The sequence below is a fragment of the Mesorhizobium sp. B2-3-15 genome (genome assembly GCF_006442875.1).
GTDB classification, from domain to species: Bacteria; Pseudomonadota; Alphaproteobacteria; order Rhizobiales; family Rhizobiaceae; genus Mesorhizobium; species Mesorhizobium australicum.
The window spans coordinates 52,730-77,051 of record NZ_VFVO01000007.1; the positions used below are offsets into that span (position 1 = coordinate 52,730).

Below are 24,322 nucleotides of genomic sequence, written 5' to 3' on the forward strand. Positions count from 1 at the left end.
TGGCCGCGCAGCCGGTTCACCGCCGCCCGAACAGCCGCTCGATGTCGGCCAGCTTGAGCTCGATATAGGTCGGGCGGCCATGGTTGCAGGTGCCGGAGCCCGGCGTCGCTTCCATCTGGCGCAGCAGGGCGTTCATCTCCTCGGCCTTGAGCAGCCGCCCGGAGCGCACCGAGCCATGGCAGGCCATGGTGGCGGCGATCTTGTCCAGCCGTTCCTTGAGCGTCTCGACCGTGTCGTTGTCGGCAATCTCGTCGGCGAGGTCGCGGACCAATTGCTGGACGTTGGTCTCGCCGAGCATCGACGGTGTCTCGCGCACGGCGACCGCACCCGGTCCGAAACGCTCGATACCGAGGCCGAAGCGGGCGAGCGTTTCGGAATGCACGGCCAGCCGCTCGGCGTCCTCCTCCGGCAGGTCGATAATCTCGGGCAGAAGCAGCATCTGTGACGGCACCGGCCGCGCGTGCAGCGCGTTCTTCAGCGCCTCGTAAACCAGCCGCTCATGGGCCGCGTGCTGGTCCACGATGATGAGCGAATCCCTGGTCTGGGCGACGATATAGTTCTCATGCACCTGCGCGCGCGCGGCCCCCAGCACCGCGCCGAGCAGCGTCTCCGCCGCCTCGCTTTGCCCGGCGCGCGCATCGGCGCTGGCAAGCGGGCCGGCATCGAACGCGGCTTGCTCATTTTCGCCAAATCCGCCCTGTCTTGCGCCGGTGTGTTCAAAGCCCGGGCTGTCGAATTGCATGTCGAGCGGCCGCTGCGGCGAGCGCGCGGGATCGAAGCCGGCGGCGCCTGAAGCGCGATAGGCCGCGTCGTAGCTGCGATGGCCATTGGCCGGGCCGGGATGTGCATAGGACGGGCTGCCCGGCCGAAACGCTGCCATCATGCCGGCGGCGCCGGTGGTGGCCGAGCGGATGCCGGCATCGGCCAACGCCTGCCGGATCGCGCCGACAATCAACCCGCGCACGAGGCCCGGATCGCGGAAGCGGACATCGGCTTTGGCCGGGTGGACGTTGACGTCGACGATGGCCGGATCGAGCGAAAGAAACAGGACCGTCACCGCATGGCGGTCGCGCGGCAGGACGTCGGCGAAGGCGCCACGGATCGCTCCGGCGATCAGCTTGTCGCGCACCGGGCGGCCGTTGACATAGGCATATTGCTGCAATGCGTTGGCGCGGGTGAAGGAGGGGATCGACACATGGCCGGTCAGGTGCACGCCTTCGCGCATCGCATCGATGGCAATGGAATTGTCGGGAAAGTCGGCGCCCATCACCTGCGCGACCCGGCGCAGGCTGCCGTCCGCGCTGTCGTCGGTGGCCGGCAGTTCCAGCGTCGTGCGGTCGGAACCGGCCAGCGTGAAACGCACCATGGGGAAGGCGATGGCGATGCGCTTGATCACATCGCTGATCGCCGAGCTTTCGGCGCGTTCGCCCTTCATGAATTTCAGCCGCGCCGGCGTGGCGAAGAACAGGTCGCGCACCTCGACGGTCGTGCCGCGATTGGCCGCCGCTGGCTTGATTGGCAGGACGCGGCCGCCCTCGATGCCGATCTCTGCGGCGCTGTCGCTAGAGGTCGTGCGCGAGCGGATCGACAGCCGCGACACCGAGCCGATCGATGGCAGCGCTTCGCCGCGAAAGCCGAGCGAACGAATGTCGTTGATATCCTCGGTGAGCTTGGAGGTGCAGTGGCGTGCAATGGCCAGCGCCAGTTCCCGTTCAGGAATGCCAAAGCCGTCATCGGTGACGCGGATCAGGTTCAGCCCGCCGCCCGATGTGACGACTTCTACCTTGCTGGCCCCGGCATCGAGCGCATTCTCGACCAGTTCCTTGACCACGCTCGCCGGACGCTCGATGACTTCGCCGGCGGCGATCTGGTTGATCATCGTTTCGGAAAGCTGGCGGATGGGCATGCTCTGATCTTACACGGATTCGGTGGGCGCGCGCGAGGCCACTTTACGCCTGCGCCAGCAGCCAATCCCTGACCTTGCGCGCATTGTCGCTGAGTTCGCGGTTCTTCGGCCAGATGACGTAGAACGCGGTGCCCGTCTTCATGATGTGGTCCGTCACCGGCACCAGCAGCCCGGTCGACAGCAGCCGCTCGACAAGGTGGCGCCAGCCGAGCGCGATGCCTTGCCCCTCCATGACCGCCTGGATCACAATCGCATAGTCATTGATGCGCAAGCCACGCTCCGCATTACGGAGACTGGCTCCGGCCGATTGGAACCATTCGTCCCAGTTCGGGGCCTCGCGATAGGGCTCTTCCAGATGAATGAGGCGGTGTGTCGCCAGTTGCTCGACGGTCTCGGGCCGGCCGAATTTCGTCAGATAACTGGGACCCGCGACCGGAAAGATCTCTTCGTCGGAGAGCGCTAGCGAGTGGTAGTCCGGCCAGTCGCGTGGCACGCCTCCGCGCACGGCAAGCGGAATGCCTTCGGCGATGATGTCGAGATCTCGGTCGCCGGTCTGGATGCGCAGATCGATGCCCGGCAGTTCGTCGCGGAACCGCTGCAGGCGCGGCATCATCCAGAACGAGCCGAAGGCCGTCGAGGCGGCGAGCGTCACATGGCCACCAGTCGCCTGCAGACGCAGGTCCTCCGCCGACTTGCGGATGTGGGAAAGACCGAGCGAGACGTCGGCATGGAAGCGCTCGCCGGCCTCGGTCAGGCTGACCTGGCGGTGGCGGCGCTGGAACAGCGTGGCGCCAAGCTGTTCCTCCAACCCACGCACGGCATAGGAAACTGCGGCCTGCGTCATGCCGAGCTCGCGCCCGGCGGCGGTGAAACTCGACAACCGGCCGGCCGCCTCGAAGACGATCAGGCTGCCGGCGGAGGGCAGGAGGTGGCGAAGGCTTCGCATAAGCTCAGCTTATACAAGAGATCAGGATTTTCCAGCGTCACAGTCGAATTTCACCTCGCTAAGTTGACCGGGATCGAAGGGATGGAGGCTCCATGAACGCACCGGCCACTGAATTGACCGAGCAAACCCATCGCCGTGGTGGTGGCCGTCTCGGGCGCAAGGCGATGAGGAGCGCGCCGATTGCCTCGTTCCCGACCCTGGTGCGCCAGATCCCGGTCTATGAGATCGTTCCCGATGAGGCGGTGGAACTGATCCACGAGGAGTCGCTCAAGATACTCGAAGAAGTGGGCTGCGAATTCCGCGACGACGGAGCCATCGAGCTCTGGAAGGCGGCTGGGGCCGATGTCAGGGAAACGCGCGTGCGTATCGACCGCGCGCTGCTGATGGAGCTCGTCTCGAAAATCCCATCCGAATTCACGCTCCATGCGCGCAATCCCGAGCGCACGGTCCGCGTTGGCGGCAAGAACTCGATCTTCGTGCCGATGTATGGCGCGCCCTACATACGCGACCTCGACAACAACAGGCGCTACGGCACGCTTGCCGACCTCAACAATTTCCACAAGCTCGCCTACATGGCGCCGGCGCTGCATTCCTCGAGTTCGGTCATCTGCGAGCCGATGGAAATCGCCGTGCCGAAGCGGCATCTGCACATAATCCATTCGGCGCTGAAACATTCCGACAAGCCGTTCATGGGCATCGTGACGTCCAAGGAGCGCGCCGAGGACACGATGGCGATGGCTGCAATCGTCTTCGGCGAGGAGTTCGTCCGCGAAAACCCGGTGCTGGTGGCGATCACCAACTGCAATTCGCCGCTGGTCTGGGACGCCACCATGATCGATGCGATGCGGGTCTATGCAAGCCACAATCAGCCGCTGATCCTGGCGCCGTTCGCGCTCTGCGGCGCCTCGACCGCGGCGTCGGCCGTCGGCGCGGTGGCGCAGGTCAATGCCGAGGCGCTCGCGGGCGTGGCCCTGACCCAGCTCATCCGTCCCGGTTCGCCCCAGATCTACGGCCAGTTCATGGTCACGGTCGACATGAAGACCGGCGCTCCCATGGGCGGCACGCCGGAGGCCGCCCAGATGATGTATCTGATGGGTGCGCTGGCGCGGAAATACAAACTGCCGTGGCGCACATCGGGCTTTCATGTCGGCTCGAAGCTCAACGATGCCCAGGCTGGCTATGAGGCGAACATGCTGATGCATGCAGCCATCCTCGCCGGCGCCAACTACATCTGGCATTCGGCCGGATGGCTGGAAGCGGGTCTCACTTGCGGTTACTCGAAATTCGCCACCGACTGCGAACAGCTTGTCGGCTGGTACAAATATGCCGGCGGCCTGCCTTTCGACGATTTCAAGGAAGCGATGGCAGCGATCCGCGAGGTCGGGCCGCAGGGCCATTTCCTCGGCACCCAGCACACGCTCGAGCATTTCGAGAAGGCTTTCTTCATGCCGAGCATCATGGACTTCAACTCCTACGAACAATGGAAGGCGGAAGGGGCGAAGGACCACGACACGCGCGGCCGCGAGAAGGCGCGCAACATGCTTGCCGACTATGAGGAGCCGAAACTCGACGAGGGCATTGCCGACGGTCTCAAGGATTTGATCGCGCGGCGCGAGGAAAAACTGCCTGACAGCGTTAGTTGAAAAAGCAGGCAAAGACCTCACGGGAACAACAAGGGGAGAATGACATGACGATTTTCAGAAGCAACGGCGATCGTGTGCCGCCCGCTATCGAAGCGATGGCGGCGGAAGCGAAGGCGGGTCGCATGGACCGGCGCGAGTTCCTGGCGCTGGCTAGCGCGCTTGGTGCGTCGACGGCATTTGCCTATGGCATGATCGGCCTCGCCGCGCCGACGCAAGCTGTGGCCGAGGAACCGAAGAAGGGCGGGACGCTGCACGTCTCGATGGCGGTGAAAGCGCAGAAGGATCCGCGCACTTACGATTGGGTGGAACTGGCCAATATCTCGCGTTGCTGGCTGGAGCCGCTGGTGCGCTACACCAGGCAATTCACCTTCGAGCCGGTGCTGCTCGAAAGCTGGGACATCAACGACGACGCCACCGAATACACGCTGCATGTGCGCAAGGGCGTCGCCTGGAACAATGGCGATGCCTTCAGCGCCGATGACGTGGTGCACAATGTGACGCGCTGGTGCGAGAAGGGCGTCGCCGGCAACTCGATGGCGGCCCGCGTCGGTGCGCTGATCGATGCCAAGACCGGCAAGGCCAGGGACGGCGCCATCACCAAGGTCGACGACAACACGGTCAAGCTGAAGCTCAGCGAGCCCGATATTTCGCTCATTCCCAATTTCACCGATTATCCGGCGCTCATCGTGCACCGCAATTTCGACGCCGATGGCGCCGACCCGATCAAGAAGCCGATCGGCACGGGAGCGTTTGAGTTGGTCTCTTACGACGTCGGCCAGAAGGCGGTGGTCAAGCGCCGCGAGAACGGCAAATGGTGGGGCGGCGAGGCGCCACTCGACGGTATCGAATTCATCGACTACGGCACCGATTTCAACGCCACGGTGAACGCGTTCGATTCCGGTGAAATCGACCTCAATTTCGAGTCGCCCGCCGACTTCATCGACATTCTCGACAAGATGGGGCTGCAGAAGTCTGAGGTCGCGACCGCCACCACGCTGGTTGCCCGCACCAACATCACGCACAAGCCATACGACGATCAGCGCGTTCGCAATGCGCTGCAGATGGCGGTCGACAACAACGCGGTGCTGCAGCTCGGCTACAACGGCCGCGGCACGGTCGGCGAGAACCACCATGTCAGCCCGATCCATCCCGAATACTATGCCCTGCCCAAGAAGGAGCGCGACGCCGCCGGCGCCAAGAAGCTGATGGCGGACGCCGGGCAGGCCGACTTCGAGCACGAGCTGATCACCATCGAGGACGACTGGCAGAAGAACACCGGCGACGCGATCGCCGGCCAGCTGCGTGACGCCGGCATCAAGGTCAAGCGCACGGTGCTGCCGGGCTCGACCTTCTGGAACGACTGGACGAAATATCCCTATTCGATGACCATCTGGTACATGCGCCCGCTCGGTGTCCAGGTGCTGGCGCTGGGTTATCGCACCGGCGAGGCGTGGAACGAATCGGCCTATTCCAATCCCGATTTCGACGCCAAGCTCAAGCAGGCGCTCTCGCTGATCGACGTCGCCAAGCGCAAGGAGGTGATGAAGGATGTCGAGCAGATCCTGCAGGACTCCGGCGTCATCATCCAGCCGTTCTGGCAGAAGCTCTACAGCCACACGAACAAGAAGGTGAAGAACTACGGCGTCCACCAGACCTTCGAGATGGACCTCCAGAACGTCTGGCTGGACGCCTGACGCCAGAAGTTCTGCCGCACAGCGCCGGCGCTCCCTTGCGCCGGCGCAATGCCGCCGATGGGGAAGAATTTGCATGTCCGGCCGGGTCTTCAAACGTTTGTTCGAGCCGGCCACCTTGCGTGGCAAAACATTGCGCAACAGGATCGTGTTTGGAGCCCATACGGCGAACATGGCCGAGAACGGGCTGCCGACCGAACGCCATGTCGGCTACTACGCCGAACGCGCCATCGGCGGGGCCGGCATGATCGTGGTCGAGCCGATGCCCGTGCATCAGGCCGCCGTGCTTACCCGTGGCAATTTCAGCCCGTCCGATGACCGCGTCATCCCGCATTTCCGCAAGGTGACGGAGGCGATCCGCGGCAACGGCGCCGTCGCCATCCAGCAGCTCTACCATGTCGGTCAGCACGCGGACGCGGACAACTCGTTTCACCCCGGTTGGTCGCCTTCCGGCCTGCCGAGCTACCACGATTCCGACGGCTCGCATCGGATGTCCGAAGCCGAGATCGAAGAAACGATCGACGGCTTCGTCCAGGCCGCGCGCCGTTGCCACCAGGCCGGCTTCGACGGCGTCGAGGTCTGGGCGGCGTACCATTCGATGCTGGACCAGTTCTGGACACCTTGGTCGAACCGCCGGGACGACCGATGGGGCGGCAGCCTCGAAAACCGCACCCGCATGAGCCGTGAGGTGATGACCAGGATTCGCCGGGAATGCGGCGATGATTTTATCATCGGTCTCGCGATCAATGATGAGCCCGAAGTCGAAGTGGCGCTGAAGCGCGAAGCGCTGGCCGAGATCATCGACCTCCACGACCGCGATGCCTTGATGGACTATGTCACTTGCGGAACGGGTTCCTACTTCGATTTCTACAAGATCATGCCGACCTTTGTTTACCCGGAGAAGCTCGGTGCCGACCTGGCGTCCGTGCTCAAATCCACCGTGCGTCACGCGTTGATCACCGCCGAGAGCCATATCCGCACGCCCGAGAACGCCGAGAGCGTGCTGAGCGAAGGCCGTGCCGATCTCGTTTCCATCGTGCGTGGGCAGATCGCCGATCCGCATCTGGCTGCAAAGGCTGCCGCCGGCCGGCCGCAGGACATTCGCGGCTGCCTGTCCTGCAACCAGATGTGCTGGGGCCGGCGCAGCCGTGACTACTGGATCAGCTGCGTCATCAATCCTTCCGCGGGGCGGGAATGGGAGTGGGGCGGCGACCGCTTTGCTCCGGCCGGCCAGCCGAAGCGCGTACTGGTCGTGGGTGGCGGCCCGGCCGGTCTCGAAGCGGCGCGCGTGGCGGCCGAGCGCGGCCATCGCGTCACGCTGGCCGAGGCATCCGACCGCCTTGGGGGGCAGTTCCGTCTTGCCGGACTGCAGCCGCGCCGTGCCCAGATTCTGGACCTGATCGACTGGTATGAGCGCCAGCTCGGCCAGCTCCAGGTCGACATCCGCTACGGGCAGTATGTCGAAGCCGACGATGTCGAGCGCGAAGGCGCCGATCACGTCATCGTCGCGACCGGCTCGATGCCGCCGGACGGCGCTTTCCAGCGGGCCTTGCCGCACTGGGAGAGCATTCCGGGCGGCGGTCCGGTGCTCTCGGCCGAAGCGGTGATGGCGCGCGAGGCGAGGCCGGGAAAAAATGTTCTCTTGCTGGACGATGGCGGCAATTGGAAGGGCTGCGGCACCGCCTGGAAACTCGCCGAGGATGGTCACAATGTAACGCTTGTGACACCGGACGCCCTGGTCGGCAAAGAGCTTCAGCGAATGGCCGTCGATGCGCCGCTGCGACGGGCACTCGCCAAGCTGAAGGTGCGGTTTGTGACCGAGAGCGCCGTCGTTCATTGGGACGGCAGGGTGGCCAGGATCGCTTCGCTGCTCGACGGGACCGAGCAGCAGGTCGAGGCCGACGCTTTGGTCTTCGCCACCACCAGCATGGCGCAGGACAGCCTGTCCATCGAGCTCGAAAGGCGCGGAATTGCGCATACCTCCATCGGCGATTGTACCGCCTCCAGACAGGCGGCATTTGCCATTCATGACGGGCGCAAGGTGGCGCTTGGTCTTTGACCATGGCGAAAGGCGCCAGACCAGGCAAGGCATGAACGAGGCTAATGTCTGAATGCGTATCAGGTCAATCAAAGTCTATCAGATGCTTCTGCCCGTTAAAGGCGGTGCCTACCGGATGGCCAGCGACACCGTGCAGAATTTGGACAGCACGCTGGTTGAAGTCACCACCGAGGATGGACTGTCAGGCTGGGGTGAGACTTGCCCGATCGGCCCTGTTTATCAACCCCAGCATGCTCTGGGCGCGAGAGCGGCAATTGCTGAAATAGCGCCGGGACTCATCGGCGAGGACACAGCGTCCATGCGCCGCCTCGCCAAACGAATGGACGAACGACTGAACGGTCACAACTATGCCAAAGCGGCCTTGGACATAGCTCTCCTCGACCTCGCCGGCCAGCGGCTGGGCGTCCCTGTTTCAACACTTCTCGGTGGTGCGCTCACCGATCGCGTGCCGTCATACTACTCGACGACCGTCGGTGCTCCGGACGAGACCGCGCGTATTGCCGCCGACAAGGTCAATGCCGGATATCCACGGCTTCAGATCAAGATCGGCGGGCGGGATCTCGAACAAGACGTCGCCACTGTGCACAAAGTATGGGAGGCGGTTGGCTTCAGGGCCCGCATAGCCGTCGACGCCAATCGCGGCCTGACCGCTGCCGCGGCGCTGCACATCGATCGGCTTTGCCAGGCAATCCCGTTCGTGTTCGAACAGCCTTGCAACACCATGGAGGAAGTCGCTGGTCTCAAAGGGCGCGTTACGCATCCGATCTATCTCGATGAGAGTACCGAGGATTTGAATGCCGTGCTTCGGGCAGTTTCATCAGGTATCGCCGACGGATTCGGATTGAAGGTCACCCGTCTTGGTGGTCTGACCAAGATGGCCACGGTCCGCGACCTGTGTGCGATACGATCTCTTCCGCACAGCTGCGACGATGCCTGGGGCGGAGACGTCATCGCCGCGGCATGCGTCCACCTCGCCGCTACCGTCGAGCCGAGACGTTTTGAGGGGGCCTGGATCGCGCAGGAGTACATCGAAGGGCATACTGATCCCGCAAACCCGATCGTGATCGAGAACGGGCATATACGCGTCCCGCAGATCCCAGGGCTCGGTGTCAAGCCTGAGCGCTCCCAACTCAACGCGCCGATCGCCACTTTCGGAAACTAAGGATCGTTGGATTTGATCTATGCAAGCAGACGCGCCGCCCGGAGGAGGCTTCATGAGCCGCAAAAAAGCCGATATGCACGATGCGTGGTATTGATTGCCTTCCGCAGTCAAACATTCGGGGAAATCCATGAAACTGCTGCTCGCTGCCATCCTGTCGATTGCCGCACCAGCCGCGGCATTGGCCGGCCCGGCGTCCGACGCCGTGAAGTTCTTCTATGTCCCGCAGGTCAAGTTCGAGGCCGACGCGCAATACCGCGATCGCTTCACCGAGCCGGTGACGAAACTGTTCGACCTCAACGACCAGGCCACCAAGAAGAATCCGGACCAGGTCGCCTGTATCGACTTCGACCCCGGCCTCGACGCGCAGGATTTCGACCAGAAGGCCCTTTCCAAGACACTGAAGCTGTCCGAGACGGTGGAGGGCGATACGGCGCAGGTGGTGGCGAGTTTCAGTCTTTTTCCGGAAGGAGACGATTCGCAGCGCGAAATGCACTGGTCGCTGAAGAAGGTCGACGGCAAGTGGAAGATATCGGACATTGCATCGAAGACCAGCGACTGGACGCTGAGCCAGCTCGAATGCATGGCGGGCCAAGATCCGGAGTGATGCGATGGCCGGTCGCACGCTTCTTTTGTTCTCGGCCGTGTGCCTGCTGGCGGCGGGCTTGAACGGCGCAGCCGCTCAGGGGCTGTTGGGCGCGCCGCCGGCAAAAGCTCCGGCCGGGACCGCGCCCGATGACAGCGTGACGCCGCCGGCAACTCCGCCTGGCGGCGCCGCGGAGCCGCCGACGCCACCCGTCGCATTGCCGCCGAGCGAGCCTGCCGCTCCAATCCAGCCGGGGTCGCCGACAGCGGTGGTGCGGCCGTTCTACGATCAGGTCGGCCTGGAGGTCGATCCGGCTCAGCGCGGCCGTTTCATCGATCCGGCGAAAACCGTGCTCGACAAGAGCGATGCCTTGCGCAAATCCGGGCAGGGCGAGTGCCTGGACCCCAACATGGCGCTCGACAATGCGGACTACGACAAGGCCGAGATCGACAAGAGCCTGAAGACGCTCGAAGCGATCAATGACGACCAGGCCAAGGTGATCGTCGCCTTCGTCGTCGCCGGTAACCCGCACCGCCTCGAGTGGAAGTTCAAGAAGGTCGACGGCGAATGGAAGATAGCGGACCTTTTGTCGGTGACCGGCGAATGGGCGCTCAGCCAGTACCAGTGCGAATGATGGCCGAATTAGCCGCGCCCGCGATAGGGGGCGACGCCGGTATCCGGCAGCCAGGCGCCTTCGGGCGGAGCGCCGGTCTGCCAGAACACATCGATTGGAATGCCGCCGCGCGGAAACCAATAGCCGCCTATGCGCAACCAGAGCGGCTTGGTCGCGGCCACGATGCGACGTCCGATCGTCACCGTGCAGTCTTCATGGAAGGCGCCATGGTTGCGAAACGAAGTCATGAACAGCTTGAGCGACTTCGATTCCACCAGGGCGGCATCGGGTGCGTAGTCGATGACGATATGGGCGAAATCCGGCTGTCCGGTCACCGGGCAGAGCGAGGTGAATTCCGGGCAGGTAAAGCGCACGATCGCCGGTGGTCCGTCGCCGCGCGAAAACGGCACGGTTTCCAGGACCGCGGCTTCGGGGCTCTGTGGCGTCTCGACGTGCGTGCCGAGCTGGGTGAGATTTTTGGTATCGATCATATGCGGTTTCCCTTGGATTTGCCGCTCATTAGCACAAATTAAAACGGCAGGAAGACGATGACCAGCAACGACCCGCTTCTCCAACCCTACCAGCTCAAGCATTTGACGCTGAAGAACCGGGTGATGTCGACCAGCCACGAGCCGGCTTACTCGGAGGACGGCATGCCGAAGGAGCGCTACCGGCTCTACCATGCCGAAAAGGCCAAGGGCGGCATGGCGCTGACCATGACCGCCGGCTCGGCGATCGTTTCGCGCGACAGCCCGGCTGCCTTCGGCAATCTGCACGTCTATGACGACCGCATCGTGCCGTGGTTGGCCGAACTCACCGATGCCTGCCATGAGCATGACTGCAAGGTGATGATCCAGATCACCCATCTTGGCCGCCGCACGGGTTGGAACAAGGCCGACTGGCTGCCGGTGCTCTCGGCTTCGCCGGTGCGCGAGCCGGCGCATCGCGCTTTCCCCAAGACCATCGAGGACTGGGACATCGAGCGCATCGTCGCCGACTATGCGTCGGCCGCCCAGCGCTGCCAGGCGGCCGGGCTCGACGGCATCGAGTTCGAATCCTACGGCCATCTGATGGACGGCTTCTGGTCGCCTGCCACCAATCATCGCGATGACGAGTATGGCGGTTCGCTCGACAACCGCCTGCGCTTCACCAACATGGTGCTCGATGCGGTGCGAGCGGCGGTCGGCGAGAAATTCGTCGTCGGCATCCGCATGGTCGCCGACGAGGATTTCGACAAAGGCCTGTCGAAGGAGGAGGGCGTCGAGATCGCCAGGCGGCTGGCCGGCTCCGGCAAGCTCGATTTCCTCAACATCATCCGGGGCTCGATCGAGACCGACGCGGCGCTCACCAAGGTCATTCCGGTGACCGGCATGCGGTCTTCGCCGCATCTCGATTTCGCCGGCGAGGTGAGGGCGGCGACGAAATTCCCGACCTTCCACGCGGCGCGCATTTCCGATGTCGCCACCGCGCGCCATGCGATCGCCACCGGCAAGCTCGACATGGTCGGCATGACACGCGCCCATATCGCGGATCCGCACATCATCAAGAAGGTGATGGAGGGCCGCGAGCACGAGATACGTCCCTGTGTCGGCGCTACCTATTGTCTCGACCGCATCTATGAAGGCGGCGAGGCGCTATGCGTTCACAATGCGGCGACCGGCCGCGAGGCGGATATCCCGCACGTCATTGTCAAGACGGAAGGGCCCAAGCGGAAAGTGGTGGTCGTCGGCGCCGGCGCTGGTGGGCTGGAGGCGGCGCGCGTCGCAGCCGAGCGCGGTCATCAAGTCACGATCCTCGAGGCATCATCACAAGCTGGCGGCCAGCTGCGTCTGGCGACCCAGAACCCGCGCCGCAAGGAATTGATCGGCATCATCGACTGGCGGCTGGCCGAACTCGACCGGCTCGGCGTCGAGATCCGCTATGACACCTGGGCGGAACAGGACGATGTTCTGGCGCTGGCGCCCGACGTCGTGGTGATCGCCACCGGGGGCCTGCCGCAGAACCCGCCGCTGGCCTCCGGCGACAATCTCGTCACCTCGAGCTGGGACATCATGGCCGGCAGCGTCAAGTCGGCCGAAAATGTGCTGCTCTACGACGACAATGGCGGCCATCAGGGCATGGGCGCGGCCGAACTGATTGCCAACAGCGGCTCGAAGCTGGAACTGGTTTCGCCGGAACGCTTCTTCGCCCCCGAAATGGGCGGCATGAACCACGTACCCTATGTCAGGGCCTTCCAGGAAAAGGGCGTCACCGTCACCATCAATACCCGCCTGCGCTCGGTGCGGCGCGAAGGCAATCAACTGATCGCGGAACTCGCTTCGGATTTCGCCGATGGCTGGCGCGGAGAGCGCAGGGTCGACCAGGTGGTGGTCGAGCACGGCACGGCGCCGCTCGACGATCTGTACCTTTCGCTGAAACCGCTGTCGAAGAACGGTGGTGCGGTCGACTATGAGCGGCTGGTCAACGGCGGCGCCATTTTTCCCAAGCGCAACGCGGATGGCGGCTTCGTGCTCTTGCGCATCGGCGACGCGGTTGCCTCGCGCAACATCCACGCCGCAATCTATGACGGGATCAGGTTCGGGATCAGGATTTGATCACGATCGGGTGGCGCGCAACGGCCTTTGCAAGGAGAGCCACCTGCCGCTCTGGTCCGTTGCGCGCCGCGCATGATCGGCTTTCACCGGCCGTGCGATTCTAAAACATCTTGGCGGTCGCCATGCAAAGCACTGTGATGACCAGCAGCCCGCCGGCAATGCGTTCGCCCCTGGTCATTTTCGCGCGCAGCGCCGTTTGGGTCGCGGCATCGGCGCCGGCAAGCTGCCTGCTGGCGGAGCCCACAAGCGCGCCTTGCACGCCGGCGGCGATCAGCGCCGTCAAAATGCCGAGCGCCAGTACCTTTTCCATCGAGCCAAAAGCACCCTCATGAAAGAAATACCAGAGCAGCAAACCGGTCAGGAAAGCCAAACCGGCCGCGCCCATTTGCGGCCGGAAGAACCGCTCTGCCCGGATGTCCGGATCTCGGCCAACCGCGATGGTCGTGCCGGCCCAGAAGACGCCGGCCATGACGTGCAGGCCGATGACGGCGATATAAACATATTGCATGACCGCATTCCTCTCATTCGCCCACCGCCTAGGCGCCGCAACCATGCTGCGATGCCATCAATAAAGCAAAATTAGATATCTAACGGTTAGATGTCAACCATGAAGCCAAGTTTCACATTCCCACTGCTTGCTCTACTGTCAGATCATGACACCATTTGACCGCCCGCCGGTCGGCATGAATCTCGGCCGAACCGCCAAGCTTGTCGCCCAGGCCTTCGACGCTGCCTTGGTTGAAGCAGGCGGCACATTGCCGGTCTGGCTCACGCTGCTGTCTGTCAAGTCGAGCGAGCTTGCCAATCAGCGCGAACTCGCCGGCATGATCGGCATCCAGGGCGCGACGCTGACCCATCATCTCAACGCGATGGAAGCGCAGGGCCTGCTGACGCGGCGGCGCGATCCCGTCAACCGCCGCGTTCACCTGGTCGAATTGACGGAGAGGGGAGAAGCGCTGTTCGAGACGTTGCGGCAAGCGGCACTCGTCTTCGACAAGCGGCTTCGCAAAGGGCTGCCAGACGAGCGTCTGGCGGAATTTGCGCAGGTGCTTGCGGCGTTGCGGAAGAACGTAGAGAGCTAGGAATGCCGGCCTGTTGGACGCACTGGCCTCGGCATGCATACCGACCATGAACAGCGTTGCCGGAACCTGCGCGGCCTCCAAGACGTCGAGGATGTTGCTTGTACCGTTCAGCGGACCGTCGTCGAAGGTGAGATAGATGGTGCGATCCGCGCCATGGGCAGGCAACGCCGACATCAACATGGCTGCCAGGGCAAGCCGAAAGAATGTTATGGGGCCGCTATCCCCTCGCGATCAGGACAGGCCGCCATTTCCGCGGCTGCTTGTCAAGGCTGGCCGGGTTACGCCAAGCTTCCCTGCAATACCGTCAGCCTGGCTTTCTTCGGCATGCGGGCGGTCAGCCATTCGAGCGCCTTGTCATGCGGCATCGGGAAGGCGATGGAATAGCCCTGCACCTGGTCGCAGCCGATCGCCATCAGCGAGTCGAGCTCGGCCTCGGTTTCGGCACCCTCGGCGACGATGGAGATGCCCAGCCCCCGGGCAAGTTCAGTGATGGCGCGCACGATCTTGGAGTTGTCGCCATTCTCGTGGATGTTTTGCACGAAGCGACGGTCGATCTTGAGCCTGTCGATCTCGTTGGGATTGACGTGGCTGAGCGAAGCATAGCCGGTGCCGAAATCATCGAGTTCCAGATGCACGCCGGCCGCCCTGATATGACGCAGCTTCGCCGCGATGCCAGTCTTCTCGTCGTCCAGAATGACGGATTCGACGATTTCCAGCGACAGTTTCTGCGGCGGCAGTCCGGCTTTCTCCAGCGTATCGAACAAAAACGCATCGAAATCATGCTCGCGCAACTCGGTACCCGAGACATTGACCGCAAGCCGGCCGAAGGCAATCCCGGCACGGTTCCACTCGGCGGCCTCGTTGATCGCCTTGCTGATCACGATGCGGCCGATCTCCGGCATGAAGCCGCATTTCTCGGCGACCGGGATGAATTCGCCCGGCGAGATCATGCCGCGCTCGGGATGATTCCAGCGCACGAGCGCTTCGATGCCGCTGATGGTGCCGTCGGTCAGCGAGACCTGCGGCTGGAAATAGACCTGGAACGCCTTTTCGGAAATGGCGACCTTGATGTCATGTTCGAGCTGCTTGCGGTAGTCGAGTTCGCGGCGCAGTTCCTCCGAGAAGAACGAGAAGTTGCCGCCCCCCATTTTCTTGGCGGAGTAGAGCGCCAGATCGGCATGGACGAGCAGGTCCTGCGCGTTGTCGGCATCGATCGGATAGACCGCGATGCCGCCGCTGGCGCCCGGAAGAATGGTGGTGCCCTGGAACATGATCGGCTCATTGATATGCACCAGGATGCGCCGTGCCAGCATGTTGATGTCCTCGGTGCTGCCGGCTCCGTTGAGGATCATCACGAATTCGTCGCCGCCGAGCCGCGCGCACAGATCCGACGCGCGGCAGGAATCGCGCATGCGCTGTGCCGTCACGACCAGGACATAGTCGCCGGCGGCGTGGCCCAGCGTATCGTTGATCTGCTTGAAGCGATCGAGGTCGAGCTGGACTACGGCCAGGCGCTCGCGCCGGCGATGCGCGCCCTTGATCAGCGTCTCGAAATGGTCGGTGAGGAAGGTGCGGTTGTGCAGGCCGGTCAGGCCGTCATGCACCGCGATGAAGGCCATCGAATTGCGCGCGTCGACCAACTCACGCGTCTTGCGCAGGATCGCGTTGGACATCGGCCTGAAGATGAACAGCGCCACCAGCAGGATGACGCCGAGTGTGGCGTAGAACAGCGTGCGGTGGAGGGAGAGCAGCTTTTCGGAGCGCTCGTCGGCATCGGCGCTGATGCGCTGGCCGAGCGCGGCATAGCCCGACAGCGTGGCATTGGCGACCGAGGCATCGAGATTGACGCGTTCGGCGCCGCCCTTGTAGCCGCCATTGTCGCCAAGATTGAGCTGCGATTCCAGTGCGGAGACCAGCCGGTCGCCATTGGCGATCAGGCCAACCGAGAAATAGTCCAGATGAAAGGGCTTGGCGAAAAGCACGCTCTGGATCGACTTCGCATCGAGCTTGGCCGGCGATTGCGGATCCGCGCCCGTCTGCTTGAGCAGCAGATCGTAGTTCGTCTCGAACTCCGCCGTGGCCTGCTTCAGCGCGCTGACCAGCGCCGGCTGCTTGTCGCGCGAGGCGGCGCCCGTTGCGTTGGCCAGGAAGACGATGCGCTGCGACAGCGTCTTCTGCGTACCGACGATGTCGAGCAAGGTGTTGTTGTGCTGCTGCGTGGCCATCGTCTGCTGCAGCAGGACGAAGGAGGCCGCGACCATGGCGGCAATGATCAGCAGCGCCAGCCAGTAGCCAGCCTTGATCAGCAGTATGAGCTTGCCTGAAACGGTTTGCACCGGCTGCTGAGACATGTTCGGGGGCGGTCCTCTCGCCAACGGATTTATTCGAGCACCATTGAACTGCAAATGTTAACAGGACTGGAAATCGACGGCCGGCCGGCGCGGACGAGAGGCGGAAAGATCACGAAATGGTTATCGGGTTCTTTCGCGGCCGGCCCGCATTTGAGCATTCGTCGGCCCATGCATTTCCGGGTGGCCACCTGGGCAATGTCGGAACGTCCCAGCTGATGCTGCCCGGCCACCTGATCCGGTCGCTTTTGCGATGGATTTTTTGTGCGGGCGGGACGACAGTCTGCCGAAGTCAAACGGGGCCCGATCATGACCGCAGCATTTCTCTCCCATATCGACAGCGAGCTTGCCGGGTTGAAATCCGCCGGGCTCTACAAGTCCGAGCGGGTGATTTCCTCGATGCAGTCGGCTGAGATCGAGGTCGGCGGCGAGAAAGTGCTGAACTTCTGCGCCAACAACTATCTCGGCCTTGCCGACAGCGCGGAACTGCGCGCGGCGGCCACGCAGGCGCTCGACCGCTACGGCTACGGCATGGCCTCGGTGCGCTTCATCTGCGGGACGCAGGAAGAACACAAGCAGCTCGAGACGACGATTTCATCGTTCCTCGGCTTGGAGGACACCATCCTCTACGGCTCCTGCTTCGACGCCAATGGCGGCCTGTTCGAGACGCTGCTTGGCGAGGAAGACGCAATCATCTCGGATGCGCTGAACCACGCCTCGATCATCGACGGCGTCCGGCTGTCAAAGGCCAAACGCTTTCGCTACGCCAACAACGACATGGCCGATCTCGAGGCACGCCTGAAGGAAGCCAAGGATTGCCGCTTCCGGCTGATCGCCACCGACGGCGTGTTTTCCATGGACGGCATCATCACCAATCTCTCAGGCGTCTGCGACCTGGCCGAGAAATACGACGCCATGGTCATGGTGGATGACAGCCATGCGGTCGGCTTCGTCGGCGGCAATGGGCGCGGTTCGCCCGAGCATTGCGGTGTCGAGGGCAGGGTTGACATCATCACCGGCACGCTCGGCAAGGCGCTCGGCGGCGCTTCCGGCGGCTACACCTCGGGCAAGAAGCAGGTGGTCGACTGGCTGCGCCAGCGCTCGCGGCCTTATCTCTTCTCCAACACGCTGATGCCGGCGATCGCCGGCGCCTCGATCAAGGTGTTCGAGCTGATCCGCAATGGCGACGGATTGCGCGAGCGCCTATATGCCAATGCGGCGCGGTTCAGGTCCCAGATGGGCAAGCTTGGCTTCACGCTGGCCGGGGCCGACCATCCGATTATCCCGGTGATGCTGGGCGATGCCACATTGGCGCAGGAGATGGCGGCGCGCATGCTGAAGCGTGGTATCTACGTCATTGGATTCTCATTCCCTGTGGTGCCGAAGGGCCAAGCCCGCATCCGCACCCAGATGTCGGCGGCGCACTCCAGCGCCGACATCGACCGGGCCGTGGAAGCGTTCGGAGCGGTCGGCAGGGAATTGGGCGTGATTTCCTGAAGGGCCGGTAGCGAAAAGCGATTCCGGATCAAGAGATTCAAGGGACAAGAGAATGTCGAACATGATGAAGGCACTGGTGAAGGCCAAGGCCGAACCGGGCATCTGGATGGAAGAGGTTCCGGTGCCGGAGATCGGCCCCAACGATGTGCTGATCAAGATCAAGAAGACCGCAATCTGCGGCACCGACGTCCACATCTACAACTGGGACCAGTGGGCGCAAAAGACGGTTCCTGTGCCGATGGTGACCGGCCACGAATTCGTCGGCACGGTCGCCGACTTTGGTGCCGCGGTCACCGAATACAAGGTCGGCCAGCGGGTGTCGGGCGAGGGACACATCGTCTGCGGCCATTGCCGCAACTGCCGCGCGGGCAGGGGACATCTGTGCCGTAACACGCTCGGCGTCGGCGTCAACCGTCCCGGCGCCTTCGGCGAGTACCTGGCCATTCCCCAGCACAATGTGGTGCCGATCCCCGACGACGTGCCGGACGAGATTGCCGCGATCTTCGATCCCCTGGGCAATGCGGTCCACACGGCGTTGTCCTTCGATCTGGTCGGCGAGGATGTGCTGGTCACCGGCGCCGGACCGATCGGCATCATGGGCGCGCTGGTGGCGCAGTGCGTCGGCGCACGCAAGGTTGTCATCACCGACATCAACCCGGTGCGCCTGGCGCTGGCGAAGAAACTCGGCGTCCAGCATGTCGTCGACGCTTCGCAGGAGAAGCTGCGCGACGTCATGCCGGCACTCGGCATGACAGAAGGTTTCGATGTCGGATTGGAGATGTCGGGCGCCGCTCCTGCCTTCCGCGACATGATCGACACCATGAACAATGGCGGCAAGATCGCCATCCTCGGCATCGCCCCGACTGGTTTCGAGATCGACTGGAACAAGGTCATCTTCAAGATGCTGCACTTGAAGGGCATCTACGGCCGCGAGATGTTCGAGACCTGGTACAAGATGATCGCCCTGGTGCAGGGCCCGCTCGACGTCTCCGCGCTCATCACGCACCGCATCGGCATCGACGATTTCCAGGCCGGCTTCGATGCGATGCGCAGCGGCAGTTCCGGCAAGGTGGTGATGGACTGGTAACGGCGCGCATAGCGCCATCCGGTCTGCGCGAGGCGCCCCCTCTGTCCTGCCGGACATCTCCCCTCAAGGGGGAGATCAAATAACGGGATAGCTTTGCGCCAGGACGGAGGGGCGCGCTGTCCCGCCAGCCTATCCCCATTCTTTCAGCGCTACTTCTCTTCCAACGTCCTCTCAAGCGCCGCCACCCCACGCACAATCGCCGCACGTTCGTCCACGCCAAGTTTCGCCAGCAGTTCCCGCTCGAAACTCTGCGCCAGCGGCACCATCTCGCGATAGGCTGCAAGCCCGGCGTTGGTAAGCGTCAAGTGCTCGACGCGGCGGTCGTTCTCGTCAGGTGTTCGTACCAGCCAGCGCCGCCGTTCTAACTCGGCCACGGCGCGCGAGACCTTAGTCTTGTGCATGGCCGACTGCTCGCCAAGTTCCGTCGCGGTCATCGTGCCGCGCTGTCCCAATCCCGACAACGTGCGCCATTCGGGCCGGGTCAGGCCATGGCGGTCCTTATAGACCTTCGAGAATTCGCGGCTGACCGCATCTGCAAGGCGGTAGAGCCGGTAGGGCAGAAAGCTTTCGAGTTCGAGAATGTCCATTGTCCGCATCCGGGAAAAACGGAAGATTGATAGTTACATTTTCGATGGTTACAAATGAAACCAATTTGGTCAATCCGGGAGGAAGCAATGGCCTTTTCCTATATGCCGGGTTTCGGCAACGACTTCGAAACCGAAACCTTGCCCGGCTCGCTGCCGCAGGGACGCAACTCGCCGCAGCGGCCGGCCTACGGCCTCTATGCCGAGCAGCTTTCAGGCTCGCCCTTCACCGCGCCGCGCGGCACCAATGAGCGCTCCTGGCTCTATCGCATCCGGCCGAGCGTCAAGCACACGGGCAGGTTCAAGGCGGCGAGTTATCCCCTGTGGAAGAGCGCCCCCAATGTCGGCGACCACGAGCTGGCGCTTGGCCAGTACCGCTGGAATCCGGTGCCGATGCCCAAAGAGCCGACCGACTTCATCAAGGGTATGCGCACCATCACCACCGCCGGCGACGTGCTTGGCCAGACCGGCATGGCTGCCCATGTCTATGTCGCCAACCGCTCGATGACCGACGATCATTTCTTCAACGCCGACGGCGAGCTGCTGATCGTGCCGCAGGTGGGCAGCTTGCGCTTCATCACCGAGATGGGCGTCATCGAGCTTCGGCCCGGTGAAATCGCCGTGCTGCCGCGCGGCCTCGTCTTCAAGGTCGAACTGGTCGACGCCGAAGTGCGCGGCTATGTCTGCGAGAATTACGGCGCCAAGCTGACGCTGCCTGACCGCGGCCCGATCGGCGCCAATTGCCTGGCCAACCCGCGCGACTTCAAGACGCCTTGCGCCTGGTTCGAGGAGAAGGAGACGCCGTGCCGGCTGATCGTGAAATGGTGCGGCAATTTCCACGTCACCGAGATCGGCCATTCGCCGCTCGACGTCGTTGCCTGGCACGGCAACTACGCGCCCTATAAATATGATCTGGCGACCTTTTCGCCGGTCGGCGCGCTGCTGTTCGATCACCCCGATCCGTCGATTTTCACCGTGCTGACTGCGCCGAGCGGCGAGGAAGGCACCGCCAACATTGACTTCGTCATCTTCCCGCCGCGCTGGCTGGTGGCGGAAGATACGTTCCGGCCGCCCTGGTACCATCGCAACATCATGAGCGAGTTCATGGGCCTGATCCACGGCCAGTACGACGCCAAGGAGGAGGGTTTCGTGCCCGGCGGCATCAGCCTGCACAATCTGATGCTGGCCCATGGCCCGGATGCGCCTGGCTTCGAAAAGGCCTCGCGCGCGGACCTGAAACCGGTCAAGCTCGACAACACCATGGCCTTCATGTTCGAGACCCGCTTTCCGCAGATGCTGACCCGCTACGGCGCCGAACTCGAAACCCGGCAGGACAACTACATCGATTGCTGGGCCGACCTGAAGAAGCGGTTCAATGGCACGCCCGAGGGCGACTGGTCTTGAGCGGCAAGCCAATGCCGGACCGGCTGGTGCTGCTCGGGTCGAAAGGCGGTCCGGCACTGCGGCCGGGCGGGCCTTGGCCGAGTTCGTCGCTGCTCGAGATCGGTGGGCGAGCCATCGTCGTCGATTGCGGGCTTGGCGTGACGCGCGGTCTGGTCGATGCCGGTGTCAGCCTGAAGGCACTCGACCTGATCTTCATCACGCATCTGCATTCCGACCACGTGCTGGAACTCGGGCCGCTGATCCACACTGCATGGACGGCTGGCTTGGCGACGCCGGTCACCGTGTTCGGGCCGCCTGGGCTTGGCCACTACTGGCGGCGCTTTTGTCAGGCGATGGAATTCGACATCGAGATCCGCATCGCCGACGAGGGCCGCCCCGATATTCGCGAGTTGGTCTCTATCGACGAATTCGGCCAAGGGCATGTGGTCGAGCAGCGCGGACTGAAGGTGACGGCGCTGCGCGTCGACCATCCGCCTGTGACCGATTGCTTCGCCTTGCGCTTCGAGCATGGGGGAAACAGCGTGGTGTTCTCGGCCGATACTGCTTTCTTTCCGCCGCTGGCCGATTTTGCCGATGGCGCTGCTATCCTCGTCCATGAAGCCATGCTGGAAGAAGGCATCGAGCGGCTGGTTGCCAGAACCGGCAATGGCGCGCGGCTCAGGGAACATCTGCTCGCCAGTCACAGCTTTGCCGAGGAGGCAGGCCGTATCGCCAGCGATGCCGGCGTCACAAGATTGGTGCTCAATCACCTCATTCCAGCCGACGATACCGAGATCGGCGAGGTCGACTGGATAGCCGCTGTCAGGAAAACATGGGCTGGCGACTTGACGATCGCTCGCGACGGCCTTGTTGTGGAGTTAAGCGGCGCCAAGGCCGCATCAGGAGAGGGAACCGCATGAAGCTTGCCACGCTGAAGGACGGAACACGCGACGGAAAACTCGTCGTCGTTTCGCGCGACCTGACGCAATACACGGACGCCTCGTTCCTGGCGCGGACGCTGCAGGCCGCACTCGACGACTGGCGCAGGATCTCGCCGCATCTCGCGACCATAGCGGAATCGCTGGAGAACAATGCGATGCCGGCGGCCCGTTTTCACGAGCATGACGCGCATTCGCCGCTGCCGCGCGCCTATCAATGGGCCGACGGCTCGGCCTATGTGAACCATGTCGAACTGGTGCGGAAGGCGCGCGGCGTCGAGATGCCGGCAAGCTTCTGGACCGACCCGCTGATCTACCAGGGTGGCTCGGATTCCTTCGTTGCCCCGCGCGATCCGATCCGTCTAGCGGACGAGGCCTTCGGCATCGACATGGAAGCCGAGATCGCCGTCATCGTCGACGATGTGCCGATGGGCGCCAGCCTCGAGGAAGCGCGCGCCGCGATCCGGCTGGTCATGCTGGTCAACGATGTCACGCTGCGCGCGCTGACCGGGCCGGAACTGGCCAAGGGATTCGGCTTCTTCCAGTCGAAACCGTCCTCCGCCTTCTCTCCGGTCGCGGTGACGCCGGATGAGCTGGGCGATGCCTGGGACGGCGGCAAGGTCAATCTGCCGCTGCTTGCCGACATCAACGGCAAGCCGTTCGGCCGCGCCGATGCCGGTGTCGACATGACCTTCGATTTTCCGGCCCTGATTGCTCACGCTGCCCGCACAAGGCCGCTGGTGTCAGGCACCATCATCGGCTCGGGTACGGTGTCCAACAAACTCGACGGCGGCCCGGGCAAGCCGGTCTCTGCGGGCGGAGCCGGTTATTCCTGCATCGCCGAACTGCGCATGATCGAGACCATTGTGTCAGGCGAGCCCAAGACACCTTTCCTGCGCTTCGGCGACACCGTGCGCATCGAGATGAAGGACAGATCAGGGCATTCGATCTTCGGCGCCATCGAGCAGAAGGTCGAGAAATACCAGCGGTAGGCACAATGAGAGGTTTGAGTGATGGACCTGCTGGATCATCTGCGTCGCATGGCGAAGAACAATCTCTGGTCGAACGACCGGCTCTATCGCGCCGTGCTTGCGCTGAAGCCCGGTGAATTCGAGGCCGAGCGCACCAACTTTTTCCCGTCGATCAAGGCAACGCTCAACCATGTCCTCGCGGTCGATCATCTCTATCTCGATTTTCTCGAAGACGGCGGCCTCGGTGCGGCTGCCTACGATGACTTCGTGCCTTTCGATGCCGCGCCGGAGCTTTACCTGGCTCAGCTTGCGGCCGACCGGCGGCTGATCGCCTTCTGCGATGGCCTGTCGAAGGCCGATCTCGATCGCAGCGTCGTCACCGACCGGCGCGAGGACGGCATGATCCCGGAAAAGACCGGCGATATCCTGGCGCACGTCTTCCTGCACGACATCCACCATCGGGGCCAGGTGCATGCCATGCTCGCGGGTACCTCCGTAGCGCCGCCGCAGCTCGACGAGTTCCTGCTCGATTATGACGTTAAGTTGAGAACAGCGGAGGTCGAACGGCTGGGATTATGAAACGTCATGCCAGCGCGACGTCATAGAGAGCAAATTGCTTGTCCGCTGTCAGGATGGTGAGATTTTCGACCTGCGCTTGGGCGATCAGCAGCCGGTCGAACGGATCGCCATGGTGGCGGGGAAGGCGGCCGACAACATGCGCATGCTGAAACGTGATGGTCAGCGGCTGGAATTGCATTCTCGGGAGTAACGCCGGCAGGTCGTCCGGAACGTCGAGTTTGCCGATCGATCGCTTGATCGCGATTTCCCAAACGCTTGCCGCGCTGGCGTAAACGGTCGCGTCCGATGCAAGGACAGCCCGGTGCTCCTCGCTGAGTCGAGGGTCGTCCTTAATAGACCAAAGGATAATTTGCGTATCGGCAAGAAAGGAGCCGGCAGTCATTTGACGTATTCGTCCCATTCGGGACCGAGTTCGTCAAAATCGTCCGCTATCCAAATCTTGCCCTTTAAGGCGCCAATACGGGGCAGGAGATTTTCGCCGAGCGGTGGCACCAGCCGAGCCGCGATCTTGCCGTGACGTGTAAGCACGATCTCTTCGCCAGCTTCCGCACGGCTGATCAGTTCCGACAGTTTTGCCTTGGCTTCTGCAATGGACACATTCATGGGCTCGACCTCTTATGACCAAAATTTAGGTCATAATTAGTCGAGCCGCAAGC

At 63.1% G+C, this 24,322-nt stretch carries 22 protein-coding genes and 1 pseudogene; 14 read left to right on the top strand and 9 right to left on the bottom strand.

The genetic code is table 11. From position 1 onward, the window contains the following. Nucleotides 1-16 precede the first annotated feature (16 nt). Nucleotides 17-1,906 carry a DNA mismatch repair endonuclease MutL gene (gene mutL, locus FJ954_RS15605; RefSeq protein WP_140661890.1) on the bottom strand — a complete coding sequence of 630 codons (1,890 nt, stop codon included), beginning with the start codon at nt 1,904-1,906 and terminating at the stop codon, nt 17-19. Between the two features lie 43 nt (nt 1,907-1,949). After that, the gene (locus FJ954_RS15610) at nt 1,950-2,852 is read right to left on the bottom strand and encodes a LysR substrate-binding domain-containing protein (RefSeq protein ID WP_015318339.1); all 903 of its coding nucleotides are present in this window, start codon (nt 2,850-2,852) and stop codon (nt 1,950-1,952) included. A gap of 92 nt (nt 2,853-2,944) precedes the next feature. On the opposite strand from FJ954_RS15610, the gene FJ954_RS15615 reads away from it, so the two are divergent. The 6 genes from FJ954_RS15615 to FJ954_RS15640 all read left to right on the top strand — a co-directional run bounded on the left by FJ954_RS15615 (nt 2,945) and on the right by FJ954_RS15640 (nt 10,624). After that, nucleotides 2,945-4,495 carry a trimethylamine methyltransferase family protein gene (locus FJ954_RS15615; protein WP_140617120.1) on the top strand — a complete coding sequence of 517 codons (1,551 nt, stop codon included), beginning with the start codon at nt 2,945-2,947 and terminating at the stop codon, nt 4,493-4,495. Between the two features lie 44 nt (nt 4,496-4,539). Further along, nucleotides 4,540-6,189: an ABC transporter substrate-binding protein gene (locus FJ954_RS15620; RefSeq protein ID WP_015318337.1), complete on the top strand. Its 1,650-nt coding sequence runs from the start codon at nt 4,540-4,542 to the stop codon at nt 6,187-6,189. Nucleotides 6,190-6,262: 73 nt separating this feature from the next. After that, on the top strand, nt 6,263-8,245 hold the full coding sequence (locus FJ954_RS15625) for an FAD-dependent oxidoreductase (protein WP_140661891.1): 1,983 nt from the start codon (nt 6,263-6,265) through the stop codon (nt 8,243-8,245). Between the two features lie 52 nt (nt 8,246-8,297). Continuing rightward, a complete protein-coding gene (locus FJ954_RS15630; RefSeq protein ID WP_140661892.1) occupies nt 8,298-9,407 on the top strand; it encodes a mandelate racemase/muconate lactonizing enzyme family protein in 1,110 nt (369 codons plus the stop codon). A 127-nt stretch (nt 9,408-9,534) separates the two neighbouring features. Beyond that, a complete protein-coding gene (locus FJ954_RS15635) occupies nt 9,535-10,011 on the top strand; it encodes a DUF3828 domain-containing protein (protein WP_015318334.1) in 477 nt (158 codons plus the stop codon). A 4-nt stretch (nt 10,012-10,015) separates the two neighbouring features. Continuing rightward, nucleotides 10,016-10,624, top strand: a complete 609-nt coding sequence (locus FJ954_RS15640; protein ID WP_140661893.1) for a hypothetical protein — start codon at nt 10,016-10,018, stop codon at nt 10,622-10,624. An 8-nt stretch (nt 10,625-10,632) separates the two neighbouring features. Here the strand turns inward: FJ954_RS15640 and queF are convergent, their stop codons facing one another. Next, a complete protein-coding gene (queF, locus tag FJ954_RS15645; protein WP_140661894.1) occupies nt 10,633-11,094 on the bottom strand; it encodes a preQ(1) synthase in 462 nt (153 codons plus the stop codon). A gap of 57 nt (nt 11,095-11,151) precedes the next feature. Here queF and FJ954_RS15650 point away from each other — a divergent pair, with 57 nt between their 5' ends. Further along, a complete protein-coding gene (locus tag FJ954_RS15650) occupies nt 11,152-13,197 on the top strand; it encodes an NADH:flavin oxidoreductase (RefSeq protein WP_140661895.1) in 2,046 nt (681 codons plus the stop codon). A 100-nt stretch (nt 13,198-13,297) separates the two neighbouring features. Here FJ954_RS15650 and FJ954_RS15655 read toward each other — a convergent pair whose 3' ends face one another. Continuing rightward, entirely contained in the window at nt 13,298-13,705 is a 408-nt protein-coding gene (locus FJ954_RS15655) for a hypothetical protein (RefSeq protein WP_140617114.1), read from the bottom strand. Nucleotides 13,706-13,880: 175 nt separating this feature from the next. Here FJ954_RS15655 and FJ954_RS15660 point away from each other — a divergent pair, with 175 nt between their 5' ends. Then, nucleotides 13,881-14,279 carry a MarR family transcriptional regulator gene (locus FJ954_RS15660; protein WP_246681081.1) on the top strand — a complete coding sequence of 133 codons (399 nt, stop codon included), beginning with the start codon at nt 13,881-13,883 and terminating at the stop codon, nt 14,277-14,279. A gap of 33 nt (nt 14,280-14,312) precedes the next feature. Here the strand turns inward: FJ954_RS15660 and FJ954_RS32005 are convergent. Together FJ954_RS32005 and FJ954_RS15670 are read right to left on the bottom strand one after the other, a co-directional pair. Further along, nucleotides 14,313-14,459: pseudogene (locus tag FJ954_RS32005) on the bottom strand (polysaccharide deacetylase family protein); the annotation flags it as partial. Between the two features lie 98 nt (nt 14,460-14,557). Then, entirely contained in the window at nt 14,558-16,630 is a 2,073-nt protein-coding gene (locus FJ954_RS15670) for an EAL domain-containing protein (protein WP_140661897.1), read from the bottom strand. Nucleotides 16,631-16,936: 306 nt separating this feature from the next. Here FJ954_RS15670 and FJ954_RS15675 point away from each other — a divergent pair, with 306 nt between their 5' ends. After that, nucleotides 16,937-18,124: a glycine C-acetyltransferase gene (locus FJ954_RS15675; protein ID WP_140661898.1), complete on the top strand. Its 1,188-nt coding sequence runs from the start codon at nt 16,937-16,939 to the stop codon at nt 18,122-18,124. A 52-nt stretch (nt 18,125-18,176) separates the two neighbouring features. Next, entirely contained in the window at nt 18,177-19,211 is a 1,035-nt protein-coding gene (gene tdh / locus FJ954_RS15680) for an L-threonine 3-dehydrogenase (RefSeq protein ID WP_015318326.1), read from the top strand. A 149-nt stretch (nt 19,212-19,360) separates the two neighbouring features. On the opposite strand, the gene FJ954_RS15685 is transcribed toward tdh, so the two are convergent. Then, nucleotides 19,361-19,798 (bottom strand): MarR family transcriptional regulator, encoded by a 438-nt coding sequence (locus FJ954_RS15685; RefSeq protein ID WP_015318325.1) that lies wholly within the window; start codon nt 19,796-19,798, stop codon nt 19,361-19,363. A gap of 87 nt (nt 19,799-19,885) precedes the next feature. On the opposite strand from FJ954_RS15685, the gene hmgA reads away from it, so the two are divergent. From hmgA to FJ954_RS15705, 4 genes are read left to right on the top strand one after another with little or no spacing between them, the layout of a single operon-like run. Beyond that, a complete protein-coding gene (gene hmgA, locus FJ954_RS15690; protein ID WP_140661899.1) occupies nt 19,886-21,199 on the top strand; it encodes a homogentisate 1,2-dioxygenase in 1,314 nt (437 codons plus the stop codon). 11 nt (nt 21,200-21,210) lie between these two features. Then, the gene (locus FJ954_RS15695) at nt 21,211-22,098 is read left to right on the top strand and encodes an MBL fold metallo-hydrolase (RefSeq protein ID WP_181177834.1); all 888 of its coding nucleotides are present in this window, start codon (nt 21,211-21,213) and stop codon (nt 22,096-22,098) included. Next, the gene (locus FJ954_RS15700) at nt 22,095-23,108 is read left to right on the top strand and encodes a fumarylacetoacetate hydrolase family protein (protein ID WP_140661901.1); all 1,014 of its coding nucleotides are present in this window, start codon (nt 22,095-22,097) and stop codon (nt 23,106-23,108) included. The genes FJ954_RS15695 and FJ954_RS15700 overlap by 4 nt, the downstream gene beginning before the upstream one ends. Nucleotides 23,109-23,129: 21 nt before the next feature. Then, entirely contained in the window at nt 23,130-23,666 is a 537-nt protein-coding gene (locus FJ954_RS15705; protein WP_140662076.1) for a DinB family protein, read from the top strand. Between the two features lie 4 nt (nt 23,667-23,670). Here the strand turns inward: FJ954_RS15705 and FJ954_RS15710 are convergent, their stop codons facing one another. Beyond that, on the bottom strand, nt 23,671-24,048 hold the full coding sequence (locus tag FJ954_RS15710; protein WP_015318320.1) for a type II toxin-antitoxin system VapC family toxin: 378 nt from the start codon (nt 24,046-24,048) through the stop codon (nt 23,671-23,673). Continuing rightward, entirely contained in the window at nt 24,045-24,269 is a 225-nt protein-coding gene (locus FJ954_RS15715; RefSeq protein WP_140661902.1) for a type II toxin-antitoxin system prevent-host-death family antitoxin, read from the bottom strand. Before FJ954_RS15715 ends, FJ954_RS15710 begins: the two co-directional genes overlap by 4 nt. Between the last annotated feature and the right edge of the window lie 53 nt (nt 24,270-24,322).

Excerpts from the sequence above, each read along its gene's own strand:
- mutL (WP_140661890.1), bottom strand. The coding sequence starts at position 1,906 with ATGCCCATCCGCCAGCTTTCCGAAACGATGATCAACCAGATCGCCGCC.
- FJ954_RS15610 (WP_015318339.1), bottom strand. The coding sequence starts at position 2,852 with ATGCGAAGCCTTCGCCACCTCCTGCCCTCCGCCGGCAGCCTGATCGTC.
- FJ954_RS15615 (WP_140617120.1), top strand. The coding sequence starts at position 2,945 with ATGAACGCACCGGCCACTGAATTGACCGAGCAAACCCATCGCCGTGGT.
- FJ954_RS15620 (WP_015318337.1), top strand. The coding sequence starts at position 4,540 with ATGACGATTTTCAGAAGCAACGGCGATCGTGTGCCGCCCGCTATCGAA.
- FJ954_RS15625 (WP_140661891.1), top strand. The coding sequence starts at position 6,263 with ATGTCCGGCCGGGTCTTCAAACGTTTGTTCGAGCCGGCCACCTTGCGT.
- FJ954_RS15630 (WP_140661892.1), top strand. The coding sequence starts at position 8,298 with ATGCGTATCAGGTCAATCAAAGTCTATCAGATGCTTCTGCCCGTTAAA.
- FJ954_RS15635 (WP_015318334.1), top strand. The coding sequence starts at position 9,535 with ATGAAACTGCTGCTCGCTGCCATCCTGTCGATTGCCGCACCAGCCGCG.
- FJ954_RS15640 (WP_140661893.1), top strand. The coding sequence starts at position 10,016 with ATGGCCGGTCGCACGCTTCTTTTGTTCTCGGCCGTGTGCCTGCTGGCG.
- queF (WP_140661894.1), bottom strand. The coding sequence starts at position 11,094 with ATGATCGATACCAAAAATCTCACCCAGCTCGGCACGCACGTCGAGACG.
- FJ954_RS15650 (WP_140661895.1), top strand. The coding sequence starts at position 11,152 with ATGACCAGCAACGACCCGCTTCTCCAACCCTACCAGCTCAAGCATTTG.
- FJ954_RS15655 (WP_140617114.1), bottom strand. The coding sequence starts at position 13,705 with ATGCAATATGTTTATATCGCCGTCATCGGCCTGCACGTCATGGCCGGC.
- FJ954_RS15660 (WP_246681081.1), top strand. The coding sequence starts at position 13,881 with ATGAATCTCGGCCGAACCGCCAAGCTTGTCGCCCAGGCCTTCGACGCT.
- FJ954_RS15670 (WP_140661897.1), bottom strand. The coding sequence starts at position 16,630 with ATGTCTCAGCAGCCGGTGCAAACCGTTTCAGGCAAGCTCATACTGCTG.
- FJ954_RS15675 (WP_140661898.1), top strand. The coding sequence starts at position 16,937 with ATGACCGCAGCATTTCTCTCCCATATCGACAGCGAGCTTGCCGGGTTG.
- tdh (WP_015318326.1), top strand. The coding sequence starts at position 18,177 with ATGTCGAACATGATGAAGGCACTGGTGAAGGCCAAGGCCGAACCGGGC.
- FJ954_RS15685 (WP_015318325.1), bottom strand. The coding sequence starts at position 19,798 with ATGGACATTCTCGAACTCGAAAGCTTTCTGCCCTACCGGCTCTACCGC.
- hmgA (WP_140661899.1), top strand. The coding sequence starts at position 19,886 with ATGGCCTTTTCCTATATGCCGGGTTTCGGCAACGACTTCGAAACCGAA.
- FJ954_RS15695 (WP_181177834.1), top strand. The coding sequence starts at position 21,211 with ATGCCGGACCGGCTGGTGCTGCTCGGGTCGAAAGGCGGTCCGGCACTG.
- FJ954_RS15700 (WP_140661901.1), top strand. The coding sequence starts at position 22,095 with ATGAAGCTTGCCACGCTGAAGGACGGAACACGCGACGGAAAACTCGTC.
- FJ954_RS15705 (WP_140662076.1), top strand. The coding sequence starts at position 23,130 with ATGGACCTGCTGGATCATCTGCGTCGCATGGCGAAGAACAATCTCTGG.
- FJ954_RS15710 (WP_015318320.1), bottom strand. The coding sequence starts at position 24,048 with ATGACTGCCGGCTCCTTTCTTGCCGATACGCAAATTATCCTTTGGTCT.
- FJ954_RS15715 (WP_140661902.1), bottom strand. The coding sequence starts at position 24,269 with ATGAATGTGTCCATTGCAGAAGCCAAGGCAAAACTGTCGGAACTGATC.